Genomic DNA, 19,699 nt, shown 5'->3' with positions numbered 1-19,699 from the left:
CGTCGTGCCGATCGAGACGATCAACGGGATCAGGCTGAGCTACACCGACACCGGGTCCGGCGAACCCGTGGTGCTCATCATGGGAACCGGAAGCGGCGGCCGGGTGTGGCACCTGCACCAGGTGCCGGCGCTGATCGCCGCCGGGTACCGGGCGATCACCTTCGACAACCGGGGAATCCCGCCCAGCGAGGTGTGCCCGGAGGGGTTCACCGTGGACGACATGGTGGCCGACGTGGTGGGGCTGGTGGAGCGGCTCGAACTCGGCCCGGTCCGGGTCGTGGGCACCTCGATGGGGGCCCACGTGGCGCAGGAGCTCGCGCTGGCCCGCCCGGACCTGGTGCGGCAGGCGGTGTTGATGGCCAGCCGCGGGCGCAGCGATGCGCTGCAGATCGCCCGCGCCGAGGCGGAGAAGGCCCTGCACGACTCGGGCGTGGTGCTGCCCGCCCGCTACGCCGCCGTGGTGCAGGCCATGCAGGTGCTGTCCCCGGCCACCACGGAGCACGACCAGCGCACCCGGGACTGGCTGGACCTGCTGGAGTTCTCCACTTCGGACAGCGGGCCGGGCTACCGGGCCCAGCTGGCGCTGGAACCGATGCCGGACCGGCTGGTCGCCTACCGCGGGATCCGAGTGCCCTGCCACGTGATCTCCTTCGCCGACGACCTGCTCACCCCGCCGCGCAGCGGGCGGGAGCTCGCCGCGTCGATCCCCGGCGCGCAGTTCGAGGTGATCGAGAACTGCGGGCACTACGGGTACTTGGAGGAACCGGAGCTGGTCAACAAGAGCATCCTCGGATTCTTCGCTGCTGCGTAGCGGTTTCCGGTGGGTTTTCGGTGCCGCTTAACGTTGGCGACGACGGCCCCGCGGCGGTGTTAGTCTGCGGCGCGGGGGAAACCGGTCACACCCGGGTGGATGGTTCGCGCACCGTCCACCGAGGACGAGAAGTCGGCGCACGACCGCCCCGGATGAGGCGGATTCTGTCGGTCCCGCTGTTTCGGGAGGTTCACCAGTGGCCAGATACCTGCTCGTTCCGCTGCCGCTGCACGGTCACGTGCACCCGATGGTGGCGCTGGCCGCGGAACTGGTGGAGCACGGGGAAGAGGTCGTGGTCGCGATCAACCCGTCGTTCGCCGGACCTTTCCGCGACGTGGGGTGCGAGGTGGCCGAGTTCGACATCATGGAACGCGGTCCTGTCCCGGAGAACCCCACGGTGGCGCACAAGCTCGGCGGTTTCGGCCGGATCTGGGACATCGTGCGCGAGCGGTTCCGGGTGACCGGGGAACTGCGCGCGGCCTGGCCGCGGTTGCGGCCGGACGTGGTGGTCACCGACATCATGTCGATCTGGGGCATCAAGGCCGCGGAAGCGGCCGGGGTCCCGTTCGTGTCGTTCTACGTCACCTACGCGCTCAGCGAGCGGATCCTGCTGGAGGACGTCAACCGCAAGTTCGGACCGCGGGTGATGGAGCTCGCGCGCCGCTCGGGCATCGCCCGCATCCAACCCGGCCTGCGCCGGCGGGTGACGCGCAACGCCGCGCTGGCGTTGGTGAACGTGTTGCCGGAGTTGCAGCCGATGCGGTGGTCGTTCGACGGGCGGTTCCGGTTCGTGGGGCCGTTGCGGCGGGATTCGGGGGAGTTTCAGGAGTTTCACGAGGTGGATCTGCCGTGGGAGCGGATTCGCTCCGGCCGGACCCTGTACGTGTCCACCGGAACCCTGTTCACCCGCGGTGCGGAGTTCTTCCGGAAGGTGGCGTGGGCGTTCGGGGGTTCGGAGTGGTTCGTGGTGATGGCGACGTCGCACACGGATCCGGCTGAGCTGGGAGAGTTGCCGGAGAACGTGGTGGCGCGTCGGTATGTTCCGCAGTCGGCGGTGCTGGAGCATTGTTCGGCGTTCATCACCCACGGTGGCATGAACTCGGCCTTGGAGGGACTCGCCCTGCGCATCCCGATGGTGCTCGTCCCGAGGGCCTACGACCAGCGCGGTATCGCCCGGCGGGTTGCCGAGCTGGGAGCGGGGGTGATCGTCGAGGCGGGCTCGCCCGGCAGGGCCTTCCGCGAAGCGGTGGACCGCGTGGCCGCCGCCGACGAGGTGGCCGCCGCGCTGGAGCAGCTGTCCGGCCGCGTCGCGCAGGCCAACGGCCTGGCCACCGCGGTCGAGGAGCTTCGGAAGCTGGCGGCGGACCGATGACGCGCTACCTGCTCATGCCGTACCCGCAGCACGGCCACGTCCGGCCGATGGTCGCGATCGCCGCCGAACTGCTGGCCCGCGGCGAGGACGTGCTGGTGGCCACCACCCCTGGTTTCGCCGCGCAGTTCCGCCAGATCGGCTGCACCGTCGAGGAGTTCGAGGCCGGGGTGAGCAACGCGTCGGTCCAGCTGCGCGGTGGGCTCGCCCGGTTCGCGGGCGCGCTGAGCGGACTGCGCCGGGCCCGCCAGCGCCGCAGGCAGCTGCTCGCGCGGATCGCCCGCTCCTGGCCCAGGTGGCGACCGGACGCGGTGCTGGTGGACTACGTGCTCGGGATCGGAGTGCTCTCGGCCGAGCTCGCCGGAACGCCGTACGCGGTGCTCAACGTGACGTATGCGCTGAACGCGGAAGTGGTGGCTGCGGACACCCGCCGGAGGTTCGGGCCTGCGGTCGCGGGGTTGATCAGCGCCCTCGGCCTGCTGCGGTGGCATCCCGCGCTGCGGATGCCCGGCGCGGACGCACCGCTGGCGTTGGTGAACGTGTTGCCGGAGTTGCAGCCGATGCGGTGGTCGTTCGACGGGCGGTTCCGGTTCGTGGGGCCGTTGCGGCGGGATTCGGGGGAGTTTCAGGAGTTTCACGAGGTGGATCTGCCGTGGGAGCGGATTCGCTCCGGCCGGACCCTGTACGTCTCGGCGGGCACGGTCTTCACCCGCGACGCCGAGTTCTTCCGGAAGGTGGCGTGGGCGTTCGGGGGTTCGGAGTGGTTCGTGGTGATGGCGACGTCGCACACGGATCCGGCTGAGCTGGGAGAGTTGCCGGAGAACGTGGTGGCGCGTCGGTATGTTCCGCAGTCGGCGGTGCTGGAGCATTGTTCGGCGTTCATCACCCACGGTGGCATGAACTCGGCCTTGGAAGGACTCGCCCTGCGGATCCCGATGGTCGTGGTGCCCTCGGCCGGGGACCAGATCACGACCGCCCGGCGGCTGTCCGAGCTCGGTGTCGGCGAGGTCCTGAGCCCGGATGCCGGCGTCGCGGACATCCGGGGTGCGGTGACGCGGGTCGTCGGCGACGAACGCGTGCACACCGCGCTGCGGGCGCTGTCCGAACGAGCGCGCGCCACCGGCGGACCTGCTGCGGCGGCCGACGCGCTGGAGGAGGTCGCGACCAGTGGTGCGATCCGCGCCGTCAGGGGTGCGCGGTGATGGAGCTGCGGAGGAGAACGCTCCTGCAGAGCGCGGTCGTGGCAGGTGCGGTGTCGTCGGTCGGCGGCTGGCCGCTGCGCTCGCCCGCAGCTGCGGCGGCACCGGGCGCGCGGGAAGCGGCGGTGCGCGACGCGGGTCTGGTGTGGCGATCGTTGCCGGAGGACTGGCGCACCGCGCCGCTGCTGGGCAACGGGACGCTGACCGCCCACGTGCACCGGTCGGCCGATGGCAGGGGGCTGTCCTTCGCCTTCAGCGACGGGCGAGGCCGCTGGCACCAGGTGGTCGGCTCCCTCGACCTGGTCCTCGCGGGCACGCCTACCGACCTGCGGTGGGACCTGGACCTGTGGAACGGCGAGCTCACCGGGAACCTCACCACCACCCGGGGCAGCGTGCAGCTCGGCGTGCTGGCCGAGCGGACCCGCGGCGCGGTCCTCGTGTCGGTGGCCACAAGCGCGGGCGAGGACGCCGCGGGGTGGGTGGACGGCACCGGCGGCGAGTTGTGCTGGCGGGAACGGCGGACGGGCACGCACCGGCTGGTCGCGGTCGCGGGGACCCCCGAGGACCGCGACGCGGTCCTCGCGACCGACCTCGACGAGCTCGTCGCCGAGCACCGCCGGTGGTGGCACGACTTCCACGGGCGCGGGTTCACCTCGGTACCGGACAAGACGGTGCAGCGCTTCCACCTCGCCCAGCTCTACCTGGCGGCGTCCACCACCCGCCGCGGGCACCGGGCCGACGGGCGCACGCACGAACTGCTCACCAGGACCGATCACGCCGATCTCGGCCTCGCGGTGGGGCGGTCCGACGCGCCGGTCCCGCTGCCGGGGGTGGGGTCCAAGGGCGGCCGCGCGCAGAACCTGGTGGTGGCGCGCGACATCCCAGCGGCGTGGTCGGCCTGGCAGCACCTCGGCGACGACGAGCTCCTGCGCGAGTCGGTGCGCCCGGCGCTGCGGCGCGCGGTGGCCTACTACCGGCAGCACCTGGTCGAGGGCGCCGACGGGATGCTGCACCTGCCGGTCACCCACTCCCCGGCGTACGCGGACGTCGCCGACAGCACGCACGACCTCGCCCTGCTGCGCTGGGCCACCCGGCGGCTGCTGCAGGCCGACGAGCACCTGCAGCTGACCGACCCGCGGCACGCGGAATGGGCGGACCTGCTGGAACGCCTGGTTCGGTACCACACCGGCGCATCCGGTGTGCTGGTCGGCGCCGGAACCCCGCTGCACACCTCCCACCCGCACCCGTCGCACCTGGTGTGGCTGCACCCGCTTGCGGAGGGCGATGCCGTGGTGAGCCGCGACGTGGCGGTGCGCAGCCTGGCGCACTGGACGGCAATGCGCGAGGCCTGGCAAGGGCATTCGCACGTCTCGGCCGCGTCGATGTCCGCGCTGATCGGTGATCCGCACGAAGCCCGGGACCACCTCCGCAGCTTCCTCACCGGAGGTGTCGCAGCCGACACCGAGGTGCTCGCGAACACGCTCTACCGGTCGGGTCGGGCCGCCGACCAGGAGGTCGGCGCCGCGGCCAGCGGCGCGCTGCTGGACATGCTCGTGCGCGCCGACGGCGCTCAGGTGGCGCTGTTCCCCGCCGCACCCGGTGACTGGCGCGACGCCTCGGTGGCCTCGCTGCGCCTGCCCGGCGGGCTGGTGGTCGACGCCGACCGCGCCGACGGGTGCACGCGGTGGGTCCGGGTCCGCGGGGGCACCGGACGGCCGGTGCTGCTGCGCCACTCGATCCCCGGCGCGCTCCGCGTCCACGACGGGCGGGGACGTCCCGTGCCGGTGCGGCATCCCGGCCGGGGGGTGGTCGAGCTGCACCCGCGCGACGGTGCGGAAGTCGTCGTCGCCGCACGGGACTTCCACGGCGATCCGGAACCCCGCGACGTTCCCGCCGACGGCGATGGCCACCGGTGGGGACTGCCAGACAGGACCAGGACCGCGTCGGCCTGAGGCCACGCACCGACGGTGAGGGGAACAACGATGTCGCGAACCACTGTGCTGTGCCTGCCGTTCGCCGGTGCTGGCGCGGCGCACTTCCGGCCGTGGGAGGACCGCGCCGGCACCGACCTGCAGATCGCGCCGCTGCAGCTGCCCGGCCGCGAGCGCCGGATCGGCGAGCCGGCGTTCCGGGACGTCGCGCAGGCCGTCGAGGCGCTGCTCCCGGAGGCGCTGGAGCGCGCTGGTTCGGAACCGGTGGTGCTCTTCGGCCACAGCCTCGGGGCGGTGCTGGCCTTCGAGCTCGCCCAACGACTGGCCACCGCGCCGGGGACGTCGCTGCAGAGGCTGTTCGTCAGCGGCTCCCCGGGCCCGTGGACGAAGCGGAGCCGCCGCGCGACCGGGCTGCCCGACGACGAGTTCCTGGCCCGGGTCCAGGAGTTCGCCGGCTACGACCACGCGGCGCTGCGGTTCCCGGAGATGCGGGAGCTGATCCTGCCGACGCTGCGGGCGGACGTGGAGATGCACGAGAACTACGAGCCGAGCGCGCAGGCCCCGCTGCCGGCGCCGATCACCTCCCTCCGCGGCCGCGACGACGAGCTGGTCGACACCGAGCGGGCCGGGGAGTGGTCGAAGGCCACCGCCCGCGAGTTCGACCTGGTGGAGCTGCCCGGCGGGCACATGTACCTGACCGACTCGGTGGACCGGCTGCTGGACCTGATCCGCAACGCGGTCCGCGGGTGAGCGGGCGGCGCGGGGAGTTCGGGATGCGGTTGTCCGGCAAGGTCGCGGTGATCACCGGTGCGGCGCGCGGCATCGGGCGGGCGTGCGCCCTGGCCTTCGCGCGCGAGGGTGCTTCGCTCGTGCTCGCCGACGTGTGCGCGGATCTGCCCGGGGTGCCCTACCCGCTCGGCTCGGCGAGCCAGCTGGCGCACACCGCCCGGCTGTGCCGGGACAGCGGGGTCGCGACCACGACCGCCCAGGTCGACGTCCGGGACGGCGCTGCCGTCCATGCGTTGGCCGAGCAGGCCTTCGACCGGTTCGGCCAGGTCGACGCGGTGGTCAACAACGCGGGCATCGCCGCGCCGTCCGGGAAGCCCGTGCACGAGGTCACCGAGGCGGAGTGGCAGCTGATGCTCGACGTGGACCTGTCCGGTGCCTGGCGGGTGCTCCGCGCGTTCGGCCCGGCGATGGTGCGGCAGCGGTCCGGCAGCGTGATCAACATCAGCTCCACGGCCGGGCTCGTCGGCTACCGGCACTTCGCCGGCTACACCGCGGCCAAGCACGGGCTGATCGGCCTGACCAGGTCCGCGGCGCTGGACTACGCGCCGGTGAAGGTGCGGGTCAACGCGGTGTGCCCGGGTTCGGTCCGCGACGACCCGAAGCTGGAGGGGCGGATGCTCGCCGAGATCGCCCGCTCGCTCGACGTCGCGGTATCCGACCACGAGACCACCTTCGTCCAGGCGCAGCCGACGAACGAGCTGCTCGCGGCCGAGGACGTCGCCGCCGCCGCGGTGTACCTCGCCTCGGACGACGCGCGCCAGGTCACCGGCACCGTGCTGACCGTCGACGGCGGATTCACCGCTCGCTGAGCCCGAGGAGGAACCAGACCGTGTCCGCAGCTCCCGTCCCGGACGCCCTCCGCGCCCGGTGCCACTCGGTGTGCGTCCGGTTCGGCGAACCCGTCCTCGCCGATGTCCTCCGCGACAGGCTGGCCGCAGCGGGCATCGAGGCCCGGTTGTGGGTCGAGCACCCGCCGACCGCGTCCAGCGGTCCCGCGGCGGACCGCTGGCGCGAGGCCGAGCTGGCCCGGCCGGTCGCCGAGAGCGCCGGGCTGCGCCCGGTGCTGCTGGAGTTCGCCGACGGCTCCGCCGAACTCGTGCTGGTGGCGCACCGGTCGCGGTTCGACCGCCGCGAGCTGCGGCAGCTCGCGGCGCACCTGCTCACCGAGGCGCCGGCGAATTCACCTTCGCCGAACCGGCTTCCCGGGGCGATGCGCCTTCCGGCGCAGGAGCCCGTGGAGTGGGGCTTGCCGGACGAACGCGCCGGTGCGCCGGTGGCGAGCTGCGAGCACCCGATCTCCGGTGCTGTCGGTGACGCGGGGACCTGGCTCGCCGCGTTCGCCGTGGTGCTGGCGCGCTGCGAACCGGAACCACCGGTGTTCCCGGTGCTGCCACCGGGTTCCGGCCAGATCGTGCCGCTCCCGGCCGCCGATCTGCTCGGTGCGGGCAGCCTGCAGGACGTGGTGGACGGGTGTCGCAAGTGGACGTCCCAGCCGACCGGGGCCGGTGCGATCACCACGGGCGCGGGCATCCTGCTCGACGACGTGGCGGACGGCTCGTTCGCCCCCGCGATGGCCCGCCCGTGCCTTGCGCCGCCGTTCCCGGTCACGGTCTCGATCGCCCGAGACGCCTCGGGGGCGCCGTGCGTGCGCTGCGACTACCGGACGGCGAGCGCGGCGGCGGCGGTGGTCGAGCGGTTCGCGCGACACCTCGACCGGGTGCACCAGCAGGTCGTCGCGGCACCGTCGACACCGGTCGGTGCGGTGGAGCTGCTCGACGACGCCGAGATCGCACAGCTGCTCGCGCTCGGCCGACCGGACCAGGGCGCCGCCCCGGCCGACAACCGCAGCATGACCGGGGCGTTCGCGGAGATCGCCGCACGACAGCCCGACGCGGTGGCCGTTTCGGACGGCAGCACCCGGCTGACCTACGCCGAGCTGGACGCGGAATCCGACCGCATCGCACGCGGGCTGCGCGCGCTCGGAGTCCGCAGTGGACAGCGCGTCGGGGTGTGCCTGGAGCGGTCCGCGGAACTGGTGGTGACCCTGCTCGGCGTGCTCAAGGCGCGCGGCGCCTACGTCCCGATGGACCCCGCGCACCCGCCGGACCGGCTGAGCTACACCGCAGCGGATGCGGAGCTGGACGTGGTGGTCACGGCGGCCGCCGACTTCCCGGTGCGGGAGGGGCCGGTCCTGCGCACGCCCGAACAGGTGCGGGCGGCCGGTACTGCCTCGGACCTGGCCGCCGATCCGGTCCCGCCCGGCTCACCCGCGTACGTCATCTACACGTCCGGGTCCACCGGCCGCCCCAAGGGCGTGGTGGTGCCGCACCGCTCGGTGGTGAGCCTGATCGGCGCGGTCCGCGAGGAGTTCGCGCTCGGCCCGGCCGACGTGTGGAGCCAGTTCCACTCGGCGGCCTTCGACTTCTCCGTCTGGGAGATCTGGGGCTGCCTGCTCACCGGCGGGCACCTGGTCGTCGTGCCGCACTGGGTGTCGCGGACCCCCGAGCAGTTCCGCGACCTGCTCGGCACCGAGCGGGTCACCGTGCTCAGCCAGACGCCTTCGGCGTTCGCCCAGCTGCTGGCCGCGGACCGGGCCGCACCGGGGGAGCTGGCGGTCCGGCTGGTCGTTTTCGGCGGCGAACCGCTCGACGCCCGGATGCTGCTGCCGTGGTTCGACCGGTACCCGGAATCCCGCTGCCGCGCGGTGAACATGTACGGGATCACCGAGACCACGGTTCACGTGACCTGGCAGACCGTGGACCGCGAACTCGCACTGGCCGGGTCCCGCTCGGTGGGCCCCGCGCTGCCGGGGTGGCAGGTGCAGGTCCTGGACGCCGCAGGTCGGCCGGTGCCACCGGGGGTGGCCGGGGAGATCCACGTCGGCGGGGCGGGGGTGGCGCTGGGCTACCACGGCCGTCCCGATCTGACCGCGACCCGCTTCGTCGCCGACGCGCACACCGGCGGGCGGTCCTACCGCAGCGGCGACAAGGGGCGGCTCCGGCTGGACGGCTCGCTGGAGCACCTCGGTCGGCTCGACCACCAGGTCAAGGTGCGCGGTTACCGCATCGAGCTGGACGAGATCCGCGCGGTGCTGCTGGAAGATCCCGCGGTCACCGCGGCCGCAGTGGTGGTGGGGCGGTCGAGTTCCGGGGACGCGGCCGCCGACCGGTTGGACGCCTACGTCGTGGTGACCGGGGCGGGGGAGACCTCCGGGATCCGCCGCCGCGCCGCGCGGATGCTGCCGGACTACATGGTGCCCGCCACGGTCACCGCTGTGCCGGAGCTGCCGCTGACCGCGAACGGGAAGCTGGACCTCGACCGGCTGCCGCGCCCCGGGACGGCGGCCGCCGGGCGGGAGCGCACCGGGCAGCCGGTGGGCGAGCTCGCCGAGGGAATGCTGGCGGTGTGGCGGGAGGTCTTCGACGCACCGGTGTCGGTCGACGACGACTTCTTCGAGCTCGGCGGGAACTCGCTGCTGGCGGTGCGGATCGCGACCGCGATGGACGAGCGGGGACTGCCCCGGCTGCCGCTGCGGGACTTCTACCTGCGGCCCACCGTGCGGGAGCTGGCCGAGGCGATCGGCGACGCGGCCGAGGCCTGACCTGCGGTCACAGCGGCCTGCGGTAGCCGCGCACCGCCAGCCCGATGCACACCGCGCACAGGGCACCGCTGGTGGCCAGCGCGAGCACCACCTCGAGCCCCAGCGGCTGCCCCAGCGCGAGCCGGCGCGAGGCGTTGACCGCGTAGGTCAGCGGGTTGACCACGGCCAGCGGGCGCAGCCAGTCCGGGAGCATGTCCAGCGGGACGAACGCGCTGGAGACGAAGATCAGCGGGAACATCGCCAGGAACCCGATGTTCTGCATGATCTCCTCCTTGCGGACCCAGCTGGCCAGCGCGAGGAAGACCCAGGTCAGCGCCCAGCTGACCAGCAGCGCCAGCAGCAGCGAACCGAGCACGCCGACGATGCCGCCCGCCGGGGCGAAGCCGAACAGCAGCCAGGCCACCACGAGCAGCACGACCAGCTGGAAGGCGCTGCGAGCCAGGTCGGCCACGCTGCGTCCGAACAGGACGGAGCTCGGGTTGACCGGCAGCGCGCGCAGCCGGGCCACCACGCCGTTGCGGATGTCGGCGATGAGGCCGATGCCGGACTGGATCCCGGCGCCGAGGCTGGTGGTGATCAGGATCGCCGGCATCAGGTAGTTGATGTAGTTGCCCCCGGCCGGGGCGGCCATGACCTGCCCGAAGACCTGGCCGAACAGCACCAGCATGATCAGCGGCTGCAGCATGCTGAACACCAGGATCCGGGGGTCGGTCAGCAGTGCGCGCAGCGATCGCTGCGCCAGCAGGAAGACCTGGGCGGGGAAGGCGGCGCCGCGCCAGCGGCGGTGCGGCAGGTCCGGCTCGGCGGTCATCGGGTGCGCTCCTCGACGTTCGGCGGCTGCACGGCGGTGGCGAGGTAGACGTCGTCGAGGGTGGGTTCGCCGAGCCCGAGCTCGGCCACCTCGACCTGCGCCTCGTCCAGGATCCGCACCACCGCGGCCAGTTCCCGCGATGCGACCACCGCGGCGCTGATCCGGTGCTGCTGCGGGTCGTAGGTCGGGGTGAGCCCGGCGTCGCGCAGGGCCCGCACAGCGCGGTGCTCGTCGGCCGGATCGGCCAGCACCGCGGTGGCGGTGCGCTGCCCGACCTCCGATTTGAGCTGCGCCGGGGTTCCGGCCGCGGCGACCCGGCCGTCGGAGAGCACCACCAGGGAGTCGGCGAGCCGGTCCGCTTCCTGGAGGTACTGGGTGGTCAGCAGCACCGTGGTGCCCTCGCGGACGAGTGTCTCCACCATCTGCCACAGCCCCACCCGGCTGGCCGGGTCCAACCCGGTGGTCGGCTCGTCCAGGAAGAGCACGTCGGGATGCCCGACCAGGCACGCGCACAGGTCGAGTCGGCGCCGCATCCCGCCCGAATAGCCGTGCGCCGGGCGGTGCGCCGCTGCGGTGAGCTGGAACAGCTCCAGGAGTTCGTCGGCGCGGCGGCGGGCATCGCTCTTGCGCGCGCCGAGCAGCCGGGCGACCAGCACCAGGTTGTCCCAACCGGATAGTTGCTCGTCGACGGAGGCGAACTGCCCGGCCAGGCCGATGCGCTGGCGCACCTGGTGGCCCTGCCGGACCACGTCGTACCCGGCGATCCGCGCGGTCCCGCCCGAGGCGGGCAGCAGCGTGCTGAGGATGTGCACCAGGGTGCTCTTGCCGGCCCCGTTGTGACCGAGCAGGCCGAGCACCGAACCGGCCGGGACCTGGAGGCTGACGTCGTCGAGCGCGGTGACCGCCCCGTAGCGCTTGCTGACGTGCTCCGCTTCGATCATGTGCTGCGGCAAGGGATCCCCTGGGGTTGGCGTGGGCGGAGGTCGGGACTAGCTGGCCTGGGGCGGGGTTTCGTCGAAGGTGTCCCCGTTGAGCAGTGCCAGCCCGAGCCGGGTGAGCGAGTGCGAGACGGTGTTGCGGCCGCGGCGGGTGGTGATCAGCCCGGCGTTGCGCAAGACCGTGGTGTGCTGGCTGGCGGCCGCAGCCGAGATCCCCAGGCGCTGTCCCAGCTCGCCGGTGCTGGAGGAGTCGACCAGCGAGTGCAACGCCTCCGCGCGGGTGGCGCCGACCAGGGCCCCCAGGTTCTTCTTGCTGTGGTTGGAGATGCTCCACAGCAGCTTGGCGGACGCCGAGTTGATCGGCACCGGGTAGGTCAGCACCGGTGGCGTGTCCGGGCCGACGCGGTCGAAGGACGGCGTCGCGCGGTGGCCGAAGAACAACGTGGGCTGGTCGACGAGGAACAGCGACGGGACGATGAGCAGTCCGGACGAGTCCAGGATGATCCGCCCGCCCGGGTGGCCGGCGATCTCCAGGTTCGGCGGGTTCCAGGCCATGCTCTGGTGCAGCGAGCTCAGCATGCCCTCGAGGCCACCGGCGAGCAGGTCCTGGCAGCGGGAGGAGCGCTCGGCCTCCAGGAAGGTGCGGATGCGCCGCCAGGGCGGGATGGTCGCCACGCGGCCGAACTGCTGGACGGCGGCGATCTCTTCCGGGCCGCACACGCGGCCCAGCAGCTCCTCGTCCAGGCCCTGCGAGGAGCTGGTGAACAGTTCGGCGGTGATCCGCACGGACTGGACCGCGCTGGTCAGCGAGTGGGCGCGCGGGCCCAGTTGCCCGCGTACGTAGTGGCGCCACGGGTTGAACCGGGCACCGCCCCGGCGGCGCCAGAGCAACCGGGCGGCCAGGAGTGTTTCCGGAACCGGAGAAGTTGGCACCAACATCCGGATTCGCGTTAAGTCCCGGTCCGAGAACTGAATCCGTAGCACTGGCCCCCCCAGCCTGTCATTCGATTGTCGGTGGATCATGCTGTTCGTATAGGTAGAGCGGTTCCGATCGCAATCCGATGATCAGCTGCAGGGGAGAGTATCATCATCATCCATCCGGTGGTGCAACCATTTTAAGGTAAGATGAAATCTGCTGGTAAGAGCCAGCATGAGCGCCACTTGGTGTGGTGCTAGTGGAGTAGTGCGTGGTCCATTCGTCTCTCGTCTCCAGTCGGTGCCGCAATTTACTGGCGAGTTTTTCTGGCGGATATTGCCGCGGTCCGGGGGCGGCGGTTAGTGTCGGCCCCGTTCTCGTTTTGGCGGAAGTGCCCGCCGGGTCGCGCCGCCATTGTCGCGGCGGAGTTGCGGGGAAATGCGCACTGCGCGCAGGCGTATTCCTGGGGCGGGGAACGCGAGAGGGGGGCATTTGCCTTCGGTACGGGTGGGCCTGTGGTTGACCGGGGCCCGAGGTTCGGTGGCGACCACGGCGGTGTGCGGGCTGCTCGCGCTGCGCGCCGGCTTGGTGCGCCCGGTGGGGTGCGTGACCGAGACCCCCGAGTTTCCCACAGCGCCGGTGCCCGACTGGGGTGAGATCGAGCTCGGCGGGCACGACGTCGTCGACGTCCCGCTGGCGAAGCGGGCCGCGCGGTTGGCCGACGAAGGAGTGCTCCCGCCCCACGTGCTGACCGCGGTCGAGCCGGGGCTGCGCGCGGTGGAGGCGGAGATCCGCCCCGGGTACAGCGCGGTGCGCGACGACCGCACCCAGGCCGCCGCGATCGAGCGGCTGGCCACCGACGTGCGCGATTTCCAGCTGCGCAACGGGTTGTCGCACGTCGTGGTGATCAACGTGGCCAGCACGGAGAAACCCGTGCCGCTGCTGCCCGAGCATGAGGACCTGGACGCGCTGCGGGCCGCCTTGCACCAGCCCGGGCGGGAGGTGCTGCCGCCGAGCTCGGTCAACGCCGCCGCCGCGCTGACCGCAGGCGCGGCGTACGCGGACTTCACGCCGTCGCCGGGAATCCAGCTGCCCGCGCTGGCGCAGTGGGCGGAGCACTCCGCAGTGCCCTACGCGGGCGCTGACGGCAAAACCGGGCAGACGCTGCTGCGCACCGCGCTGGCTCCGGTGTTCACCAGCCGCGCGCTGGAGGTGCGCTCCTGGGCGGGCACGAACCTGTTGGGGGGCGGCGACGGTGCGAACCTCGGCGATCCCGAACGGGCAGCGGGAAAGCTGGACTCCAAGCAGCGCGGTCTGGCCGAGCTGCTGGGCGACGCGGTGTCCAGCCCGCTGCACATCGACAACGTCCCGGAGCTCGGCGAGCGCAAGGTGGCCTGGGACCACGTGCTGTTCCGGGGTTTCCTCGGTGCGGAGATGACTCTGCAACTGACCTGGCACGGCTACGACTCCTCGCTGGCCGCGCCGCTGGTGCTGGACCTGGCGCGGTTGCTCGCGGCAGCGCAGGCGGCCGGCCGCACGGGACCGCAGGCGGAACTGGCGTTCTTCTTCAAGAACCCGATCGGGTGCGCGGAGCACCGGCTCGCCGAACAAGCCCGGATGCTCGTCGACTGGGCCGCGGAACTCGGGGGACGGCGATGAACCGCTGGCTCCGGCTGGTCCGCGCACCGGCCGCGCTGACGGTGCTCGGCGACGCCATCGCCGGGGCCGCCGCGTCCGGTGCCCCGTGGCGACCGCGCACGATTCTGCTCCCGCTGTCCTCCGCGGCCTTCTACTGGGCGGGCATGGCGCTCAACGACTGGGCGGACCGCGACCTCGACGCCGTGGAACGCCCGGAGCGCCCCATCCCGGCCGGGGAGATCGCACCGAACCGGGCGCTCGCCGCCGGAGCCGGGCTGACCGCCGCGGGCCTGGCGCTGGCTGCGGCGGGCGGCGGCCGGTCCGCCCTGCCCGCGGCGGCCACGCTGGCCGGGTGCATCTGGACCTACGACCTGGTGCTGCGGTCGACCCCGCTGGCGCCGCTGGGGATGGCGGCCTGTCGCGGACTCGACGTGCTGCTCGGCGCGAACGGGCCGAACAAGCACGCCGCCCGGGGCACGGCGGGACTCGTCGCCGCGCACGCCTGCAGCGTGACGATCGGGTCGGCCGGGGAGGTGCGCGGTGCAGGGCGCGGGACCGCCGCCGCAACGCTCGGTCTCACCGCTGCGGTGACCGGGGCGGTGACGACCGGTCGCAGGCGCAACCCGGCTGCGACCTTCGCGGCCGTCGGCTACGCGCTCAACGTGGGCGCTCGGCAGGCAGCCGCGCTCGCGACCCCGACGGCAGAGGCGTTCCGCGCCGCGACCGCGGCCGGGATCCACGGCACGATCGCGTTGCAGAGCGCGCTGATCGCGCGATCCGGGGCGCCCAAGCTCGCCGCGGCGGTCGCCGCGCTGCAGGGCCTGGCGTCCCGGTTCGGGAAGAAGGTGCCGGTGACATGAGCGGGTACGCGCTCGGCTACGGCACGAACGGGTTCGCCGACCACCGGTTGCCGGACGCGCTGGAGGTGATCGCCGAACTCGGCTACACCGCGGTGGCGATGACGCTGGACCACCCGCACCTCGACCCGTTCGCGCGGGACCTGGCCGCGCAGGTGGACCGGGTGGCCGCCAAGCTGTCCGACCTGGGGCTGCGCTGCGTGGTGGAGACCGGCGCGCGGTACCTGCTGGACCCGCGGCGCAAGCACCACCCGACGCTGCTGTGCGACGAACCGGGACCGCGGCTGGAACTGCTCACCCGTGCGGTGCGCATCGCCGGTGACCTCGGGGCGGAGTGCACGTCGTTCTGGTCCGGCGCGCGACCGCCCGGGGTGACCCCCGAGACGGCGTGGCACCGGCTGGTGCACGGCGTCGCCGAGGTGCTGGAGGAGGCGGACCGGCGGCGGGTGCGGCTGGGGTTCGAACCGGAGCCCGGGATGTTCGTGGAACGGCTGGACGACCTGTTCCGCTTGCGCAGCGAGCTCGGTGAACCGGACCGACTGGGCATCACCCTCGACGTCGGGCACGTCGTGGCGGTGGAGTCCGACGACATCGCCAGCTGCCTGCGGCGGTCGGCCCCGCACCTGGTCAACGTGCAGCTCGACGACATGCGCACCGGTGTGCACGAGCACCTGGAGTTCGGCGCCGGGGAGGTCGACCTGGTCGCGACCCTGGCGACCCTGACCGAGATCGGCTACACCGGGGTGGCCGCGGTCGAACTGCCCCGGCACAGCCACGCGGCACCGGCTGTCGCGGACCGCTCGATGAGCGCGCTGCGCGCCGCCGCGGTGGCCGCCCACCCGTGGGTGCGCGCGGCGGAAGAGCGGATCGGCGCCGACCCCACCGCGATCCGCTCGTTGTTCCCGGCCGCCGGCCGGCACGTCGGGCGCGGCCCGTTGCGCCCGGAGGTGGACCCCTCGGGGCTGGTGCACGGAACGACCGACGACCACGCCCGCACCCGGCTGCTGGCCGTGCTCGCCGAAGCGCGGCCGGACGACCTTGCCGCGGAAGTGGTCGACCTCCACGACTTCGGCGACGGCGCGGAGCGGCGTGGGGTGCTGCGCGGGCTGTCCGCCCTGCCCGGAATCGCCGGAGCGACCCGGCAGCTGCTCGAATCCGCGCTGCGCAGCAACGACCCCCGGCTGGTGGTCGCAGCGCTGTCCGGCCCGGCCGCCGCGGAGCTCGACCAGCACAGCTGGCGGCACGGCGTGCTGAAGTGCCTGTTCCTCGGAGTCCCGCTGGAGGCCGTGGCGGACCTGGAGCGCCGCAGCGACGCCGAGCTGGCGCGAATGGTGGCCGACTACGCCACCGAGCGCCGGGCGGCCGGGCGCTCGGTGCCCGCCGACGTCCACCGGTTCCCGGCCGCGACCACCGGTGCCTGAACGAGACGAGGCGACGTGCGAATCTTCGAACCCCACATCCACATGACCTCCCGGACCACCGACGACTACGAGGCGATGCGCGCGGCGGGCATCCGCGCGGTGGTCGAGCCCGCGTTCTGGCTGGGCCAGCCGCGCACCGGCGTCGCCTCCTTCACCGACTACTTCGACGGCCTGCTCGGCTGGGAGCGGTTCCGCGCCGCCCAGTTCGGCGTGCGGCACCACTGCACGATCGCGCTCAACCCCAAGGAGGCCAACGATCCGCGGTGCACACCGGTGCTCGGCCTGCTGCCGCGCTACCTCGCCAAGGACGGGGTGGTGGCCGTCGGCGAGATCGGCTACGACTCGATGACGCCTGCGGAGGACGAGGCGTTCGCCGCGCAGCTGTCGCTGGCGGTCGAGCACGAGCTGCCCGCCCTGGTGCACACCCCGCACCGGGACAAGGCCCGCGGCACCCGGCGCAGCCTGGACGTGGTGCGCGAGTCCGGCATCGCGCCGGAACACGTGCTCGTCGACCACCTCAACGAAATCACCGTGGCCGAGGTCGCCGATTCCGGTTGCTGGATGGGCTTCTCGCTGTACCCGGACACCAAGATGGACGTCGACCGGATGGTGGTGCTGCTGCAGGAGTACGGCACCGACCGGATGGTGATCAACTCCGCCGCCGACTGGGGCCGCTCCGACCCGCTGCGCACCTGGCGGGCAGCCCGCGCCATGCTCGACGCCGGTTTCGACGAGTCCGAAGTGGACAAGGTGTGCTGGCGCAACCCGGTGGCCTTCTACGGTGCCAGCGGTCGGCTCGTGCTGGACGAGCTGCCCGGGGCCGACTGGGGCGCCGAGGAGTTCGCCGGCAACTCGGTGCTGCGCGATGGCGGGCCCGCCGCGCAGCCGACCGGCCGGGGAGCGGCGCGATGACCGAGCTGCTGTCCTACTGCACCAACGTCCACCCGGCCGAGGACCTGCGCGGGGTGCTGGCCCAGTTCGACCGGTACGCGGTGCCCGTGCGCGAACGGCTGGGCGCGGACCGGCTGGGGCTCGGCCTGTGGCTGGCCGCCGACCTCGCCCGGGAACTGGCCGAGGACCCTGCCGCGGTGAAGTCGCTGCGCGCCGAGCTGCTCGCGCGCGGCCTGTCCGTGCTGAGCCTCAACGCCTTCCCGCACCGCGGTTTCCACGACGAGGTGGTCAAGCACTCGGTGTACCGGCCGACGTGGGCCGAGCCCGCACGCCTGCGGTACACCGAGGACTGCGCCGTCGTGCTGAGCGGGCTGCTGGATGACGACGTGGAGTTCGGCAGCATTTCCACGCTGCCGCTGGGCTGGCGCACCGGCTGGACGGCGGTCGACGACGACCGCGCGACGGCCGCGTTCGAAGATGCCCAGGAGTTCCTGGCCGACCTGCGCGACCGGACGGGGCGGCCGATCCGCCTCGCGGTGGAGCCGGAACCGGGCTGCGTGCTCGACGAACTGCCCGACACCACCCGGTGGTTGCGCGCCCGGGTCGACCCGGACCTGGTCGGGCTGTGCCTGGACACCTGCCACCTCGCGGTCGGGTTCGCCGAGCCGGAGCGGGCCGTGTCCGGGATCGCCGAGGCCGGGCTGCGCGTGTTCAAGGTGCAGATCTCGGCGGCCCTGCACGTCGCCGACCCCGCCGATCCGGCCGCCGGGGCGGCGCTGGCCGAGTTCGCCGAGGCCCGCTACCTCCACCAGGTCCGGGAGCTGGGTGCGGACCGGGTGCGGTTCGCCGATGACCTGCCCGCACCGGATTTGCCGAGGCGGGGCCCGTGGCGGGTGCACGTCCACGTGCCGCTGCACCTGGTGCCGGAAGGCCCGCTGGCCACGACCACCGAGGTGACCCGGCGGGCGTTGGCCGAGGTCGACCGAGTCTTCCCGGACCGCCCGCCGCACCGGGAGGTCGAGACCTACACCTGGTCGGTGCTGCCGAACCGGCACCGCCAGGACCTGGTGCGCGGGATCGCGGCCGAGCTGAGCTGGGTGCGCGACAACGCGCTGGCGATGCACATCGGAGGTGCCCGGTGAAGCAGCTGGTGGTGCTGGACGTCGTGGGCATGACCCCGGGACTGCTGCAGCACATGCCCAACCTGGCGGCGCTGGCCGACCGGGGCTGGCGGGCCGAGCTCGGCACCGTGCTGCCCGCGGTCACCTGCAGCGCGCAATCGACCTTCCTCACCGGGCTGATGCCCGCCCAGCACGGGATCGTCGGCAACGGCTGGTACTTCCGGGAGCTCGGCGAGGTGCACCTGTGGCGCCAGCACAACAAGCTGGTGGCGGGGGAGAAGCTGTGGGAGACCGCCCGAGCGGCGAAACCGTCCTACACCGCGGCGAACCTCTGCTGGTGGTACGCGATGGGCGCCACGACCGACCTCACGGTGACCCCGCGGCCGGTGTACCACGCCGACGGGCGCAAGTCCCCCGACTGCTACACGCGCCCACCGGCGCTGCACGACGAGCTCACCGACCGCTTCGGGGACTTCCCGCTGTTCCACTACTGGGGCCCCACCGCCTCGATCGACTCCACCCGGTGGATCGCCTCCGCCGCCCGGCACGTGCTCACCCGGCACGCCCCGGACCTGCTCCTGGTGTACCTGCCGCACCTCGACTACGACCTGCAGCGGTGCGGGCCGGAGTCACCGCAGGCCGTGCGGGCGGCCCGCGCGGTGGACGCCGAGGTCGCCCCGCTGCTGCGGGATGCGCGGGAAGCGGGTGCCGCGGTCGTGGCGCTGAGCGAGTACGGCATCGCGCCGGTCCACCGCCCGGTCGACGTCAACCGCGCGCTGCGCGCCGAAGGGTTCCTGGAGGTCTACTGCCAGGCTGGCATGGAGTACCTGGACCCGTGGACCTCGCGCGCGTTCGCGGTCGCCGACCACCAGGTGGCGCACGTCTACGTGGCCGACGAGGCGGATCTGGAGCGGGTCCGGTCGCTGGTCTGCTCGCTGCCCGGGGTCGACGAGGTCCTCGACCGCGCCAGCCAGCAGCGGTACGGGCTCGACCACCCGCGGGCCGGGGAGCTGGTCGCGGTCGCCGACCCCGACTCCTGGTTCACCTACTACTACTGGACGGACGAGGCGCGCCGACCGGACTTCGCGCGGGGCGTGGAGATCCACCGAAAACCGGGCTACGACCCGGCGGAGCTGTTCTTCGACCCGGCGGACCGGTGGGCCAAGGCCCGCGCCCTGTGCGGGTTGGCGCGCAAGAAGCTGGGCCTGCGCTACGCGATGGACGTGGTGCCCACCGATGCCAGCTGGGTGCGCGGTTCGCACGGGCGGCTGCCGGACTCGGCGGCGGACGGGCCGGTCCTGCTGTGCTCGGAGCCGGAGATCCCGGCGCACGTCGAGCGTAGCGGGCGGGTGTCCGCCACGGAGGTCGCGAAGTTGTTGCTGCGCCTGCAGGGGTTCGAGGGCTGA

The 19,699-nt window shown here is 73.1% G+C and carries 16 protein-coding genes; 13 read left to right on the top strand and 3 right to left on the bottom strand.

Features of this window, described 5'->3' with window-relative positions; translation table 11 throughout:
* The first annotated feature begins 4 nt into the window (after positions 1-4).
* The 7 genes from F1721_RS22545 (at position 5) to F1721_RS22515 (ending at position 9,700) form a co-directional block, all read left to right on the top strand.
* Positions 5-811 (top strand): alpha/beta fold hydrolase, encoded by an 807-nt coding sequence (locus F1721_RS22545; RefSeq protein ID WP_150068736.1) that lies wholly within the window; start codon positions 5-7, stop codon positions 809-811.
* A gap of 196 nt (positions 812-1,007) precedes the next feature.
* Complete coding sequence (locus tag F1721_RS22540; RefSeq protein ID WP_150068735.1) at positions 1,008-2,183, top strand: nucleotide disphospho-sugar-binding domain-containing protein; 1,176 nt, start codon at positions 1,008-1,010, stop codon at positions 2,181-2,183.
* The gene (locus tag F1721_RS22535; RefSeq protein WP_150068734.1) at positions 2,180-3,382 is read left to right on the top strand and encodes a nucleotide disphospho-sugar-binding domain-containing protein; all 1,203 of its coding nucleotides are present in this window, start codon (positions 2,180-2,182) and stop codon (positions 3,380-3,382) included. The genes F1721_RS22540 and F1721_RS22535 overlap by 4 nt, the downstream gene beginning before the upstream one ends.
* The gene (locus F1721_RS22530; RefSeq protein WP_425474414.1) at positions 3,382-5,331 is read left to right on the top strand and encodes a glycosyl hydrolase family 95 catalytic domain-containing protein; all 1,950 of its coding nucleotides are present in this window, start codon (positions 3,382-3,384) and stop codon (positions 5,329-5,331) included. The genes F1721_RS22535 and F1721_RS22530 overlap by 1 nt, the downstream gene beginning before the upstream one ends.
* 30 nt (positions 5,332-5,361) lie before the next feature.
* Complete coding sequence (locus F1721_RS22525) at positions 5,362-6,060, top strand: thioesterase II family protein (RefSeq protein WP_150068732.1); 699 nt, start codon at positions 5,362-5,364, stop codon at positions 6,058-6,060.
* Positions 6,061-6,083: 23 nt separating this feature from the next.
* On the top strand, positions 6,084-6,908 hold the full coding sequence (locus F1721_RS22520; protein WP_150068731.1) for an SDR family oxidoreductase: 825 nt from the start codon (positions 6,084-6,086) through the stop codon (positions 6,906-6,908).
* 20 nt (positions 6,909-6,928) lie between these two features.
* Complete coding sequence (locus F1721_RS22515; RefSeq protein ID WP_211840570.1) at positions 6,929-9,700, top strand: non-ribosomal peptide synthetase; 2,772 nt, start codon at positions 6,929-6,931, stop codon at positions 9,698-9,700.
* A 7-nt stretch (positions 9,701-9,707) separates the two neighbouring features.
* On the opposite strand, the gene F1721_RS22510 is transcribed toward F1721_RS22515, so the two are convergent.
* Genes F1721_RS22510 through F1721_RS22500 form a run of 3 tightly spaced genes read right to left on the bottom strand, consistent with a single transcriptional unit; the run spans position 9,708 to position 12,382 of the window.
* Positions 9,708-10,511, bottom strand: a complete 804-nt coding sequence (locus F1721_RS22510) for an ABC transporter permease (RefSeq protein WP_150068730.1) — start codon at positions 10,509-10,511, stop codon at positions 9,708-9,710.
* Entirely contained in the window at positions 10,508-11,464 is a 957-nt protein-coding gene (locus F1721_RS22505) for an ATP-binding cassette domain-containing protein (protein ID WP_246155245.1), read from the bottom strand. Before F1721_RS22505 ends, F1721_RS22510 begins: the two co-directional genes overlap by 4 nt.
* 36 nt (positions 11,465-11,500) lie before the next feature.
* Positions 11,501-12,382, bottom strand: coding sequence for an ArsR/SmtB family transcription factor (locus tag F1721_RS22500; protein ID WP_150068729.1), 882 nt, complete (start codon positions 12,380-12,382; stop codon positions 11,501-11,503).
* Positions 12,383-12,878: 496 nt separating this feature from the next.
* Between F1721_RS22500 and F1721_RS22495 the strand changes: the two genes are divergently transcribed.
* Genes F1721_RS22495 through F1721_RS22470 form a run of 6 tightly spaced genes read left to right on the top strand, consistent with a single transcriptional unit; the run spans position 12,879 to position 19,699 of the window.
* Positions 12,879-14,024 carry an inositol-3-phosphate synthase gene (locus tag F1721_RS22495; protein WP_246155258.1) on the top strand — a complete coding sequence of 382 codons (1,146 nt, stop codon included), beginning with the start codon at positions 12,879-12,881 and terminating at the stop codon, positions 14,022-14,024.
* Positions 14,021-14,863, top strand: a complete 843-nt coding sequence (locus F1721_RS22490) for an SCO3242 family prenyltransferase (protein WP_150068727.1) — start codon at positions 14,021-14,023, stop codon at positions 14,861-14,863. Before F1721_RS22495 ends, F1721_RS22490 begins: the two co-directional genes overlap by 4 nt.
* Entirely contained in the window at positions 14,860-16,281 is a 1,422-nt protein-coding gene (locus tag F1721_RS22485; protein ID WP_150068726.1) for an EboA domain-containing protein, read from the top strand. The genes F1721_RS22490 and F1721_RS22485 overlap by 4 nt, the downstream gene beginning before the upstream one ends.
* A 15-nt stretch (positions 16,282-16,296) precedes the next feature.
* Positions 16,297-17,193: a TatD family hydrolase gene (locus tag F1721_RS22480; RefSeq protein ID WP_150068725.1), complete on the top strand. Its 897-nt coding sequence runs from the start codon at positions 16,297-16,299 to the stop codon at positions 17,191-17,193.
* A 5-nt stretch (positions 17,194-17,198) separates the two neighbouring features.
* Complete coding sequence (eboE, locus tag F1721_RS22475; protein WP_150068821.1) at positions 17,199-18,314, top strand: metabolite traffic protein EboE; 1,116 nt, start codon at positions 17,199-17,201, stop codon at positions 18,312-18,314.
* Positions 18,311-19,699: an alkaline phosphatase family protein gene (locus F1721_RS22470; protein WP_150068724.1), complete on the top strand. Its 1,389-nt coding sequence runs from the start codon at positions 18,311-18,313 to the stop codon at positions 19,697-19,699. Before eboE ends, F1721_RS22470 begins: the two co-directional genes overlap by 4 nt.

The organism is Saccharopolyspora hirsuta (assembly GCF_008630535.1).
Lineage (GTDB): Bacteria > Actinomycetota > Actinomycetes > Mycobacteriales > Pseudonocardiaceae > Saccharopolyspora > Saccharopolyspora hirsuta.
This window is presented reverse-complemented; position numbering and strand designations above follow the sequence as displayed.

Coding starts and splice junctions, on each gene's coding strand:
- F1721_RS22530 (WP_425474414.1), top strand. CDS start 3,382: ATGGAGCTGCGGAGGAGAACGCTCCTGCAGAGCGCGGTCGTGGCAGGT.
- F1721_RS22535 (WP_150068734.1), top strand. CDS start 2,180: ATGACGCGCTACCTGCTCATGCCGTACCCGCAGCACGGCCACGTCCGG.
- F1721_RS22520 (WP_150068731.1), top strand. CDS start 6,084: ATGCGGTTGTCCGGCAAGGTCGCGGTGATCACCGGTGCGGCGCGCGGC.
- F1721_RS22485 (WP_150068726.1), top strand. CDS start 14,860: ATGAGCGGGTACGCGCTCGGCTACGGCACGAACGGGTTCGCCGACCAC.
- F1721_RS22490 (WP_150068727.1), top strand. CDS start 14,021: ATGAACCGCTGGCTCCGGCTGGTCCGCGCACCGGCCGCGCTGACGGTG.
- F1721_RS22525 (WP_150068732.1), top strand. CDS start 5,362: ATGTCGCGAACCACTGTGCTGTGCCTGCCGTTCGCCGGTGCTGGCGCG.
- F1721_RS22510 (WP_150068730.1), bottom strand. CDS start 10,511: ATGACCGCCGAGCCGGACCTGCCGCACCGCCGCTGGCGCGGCGCCGCC.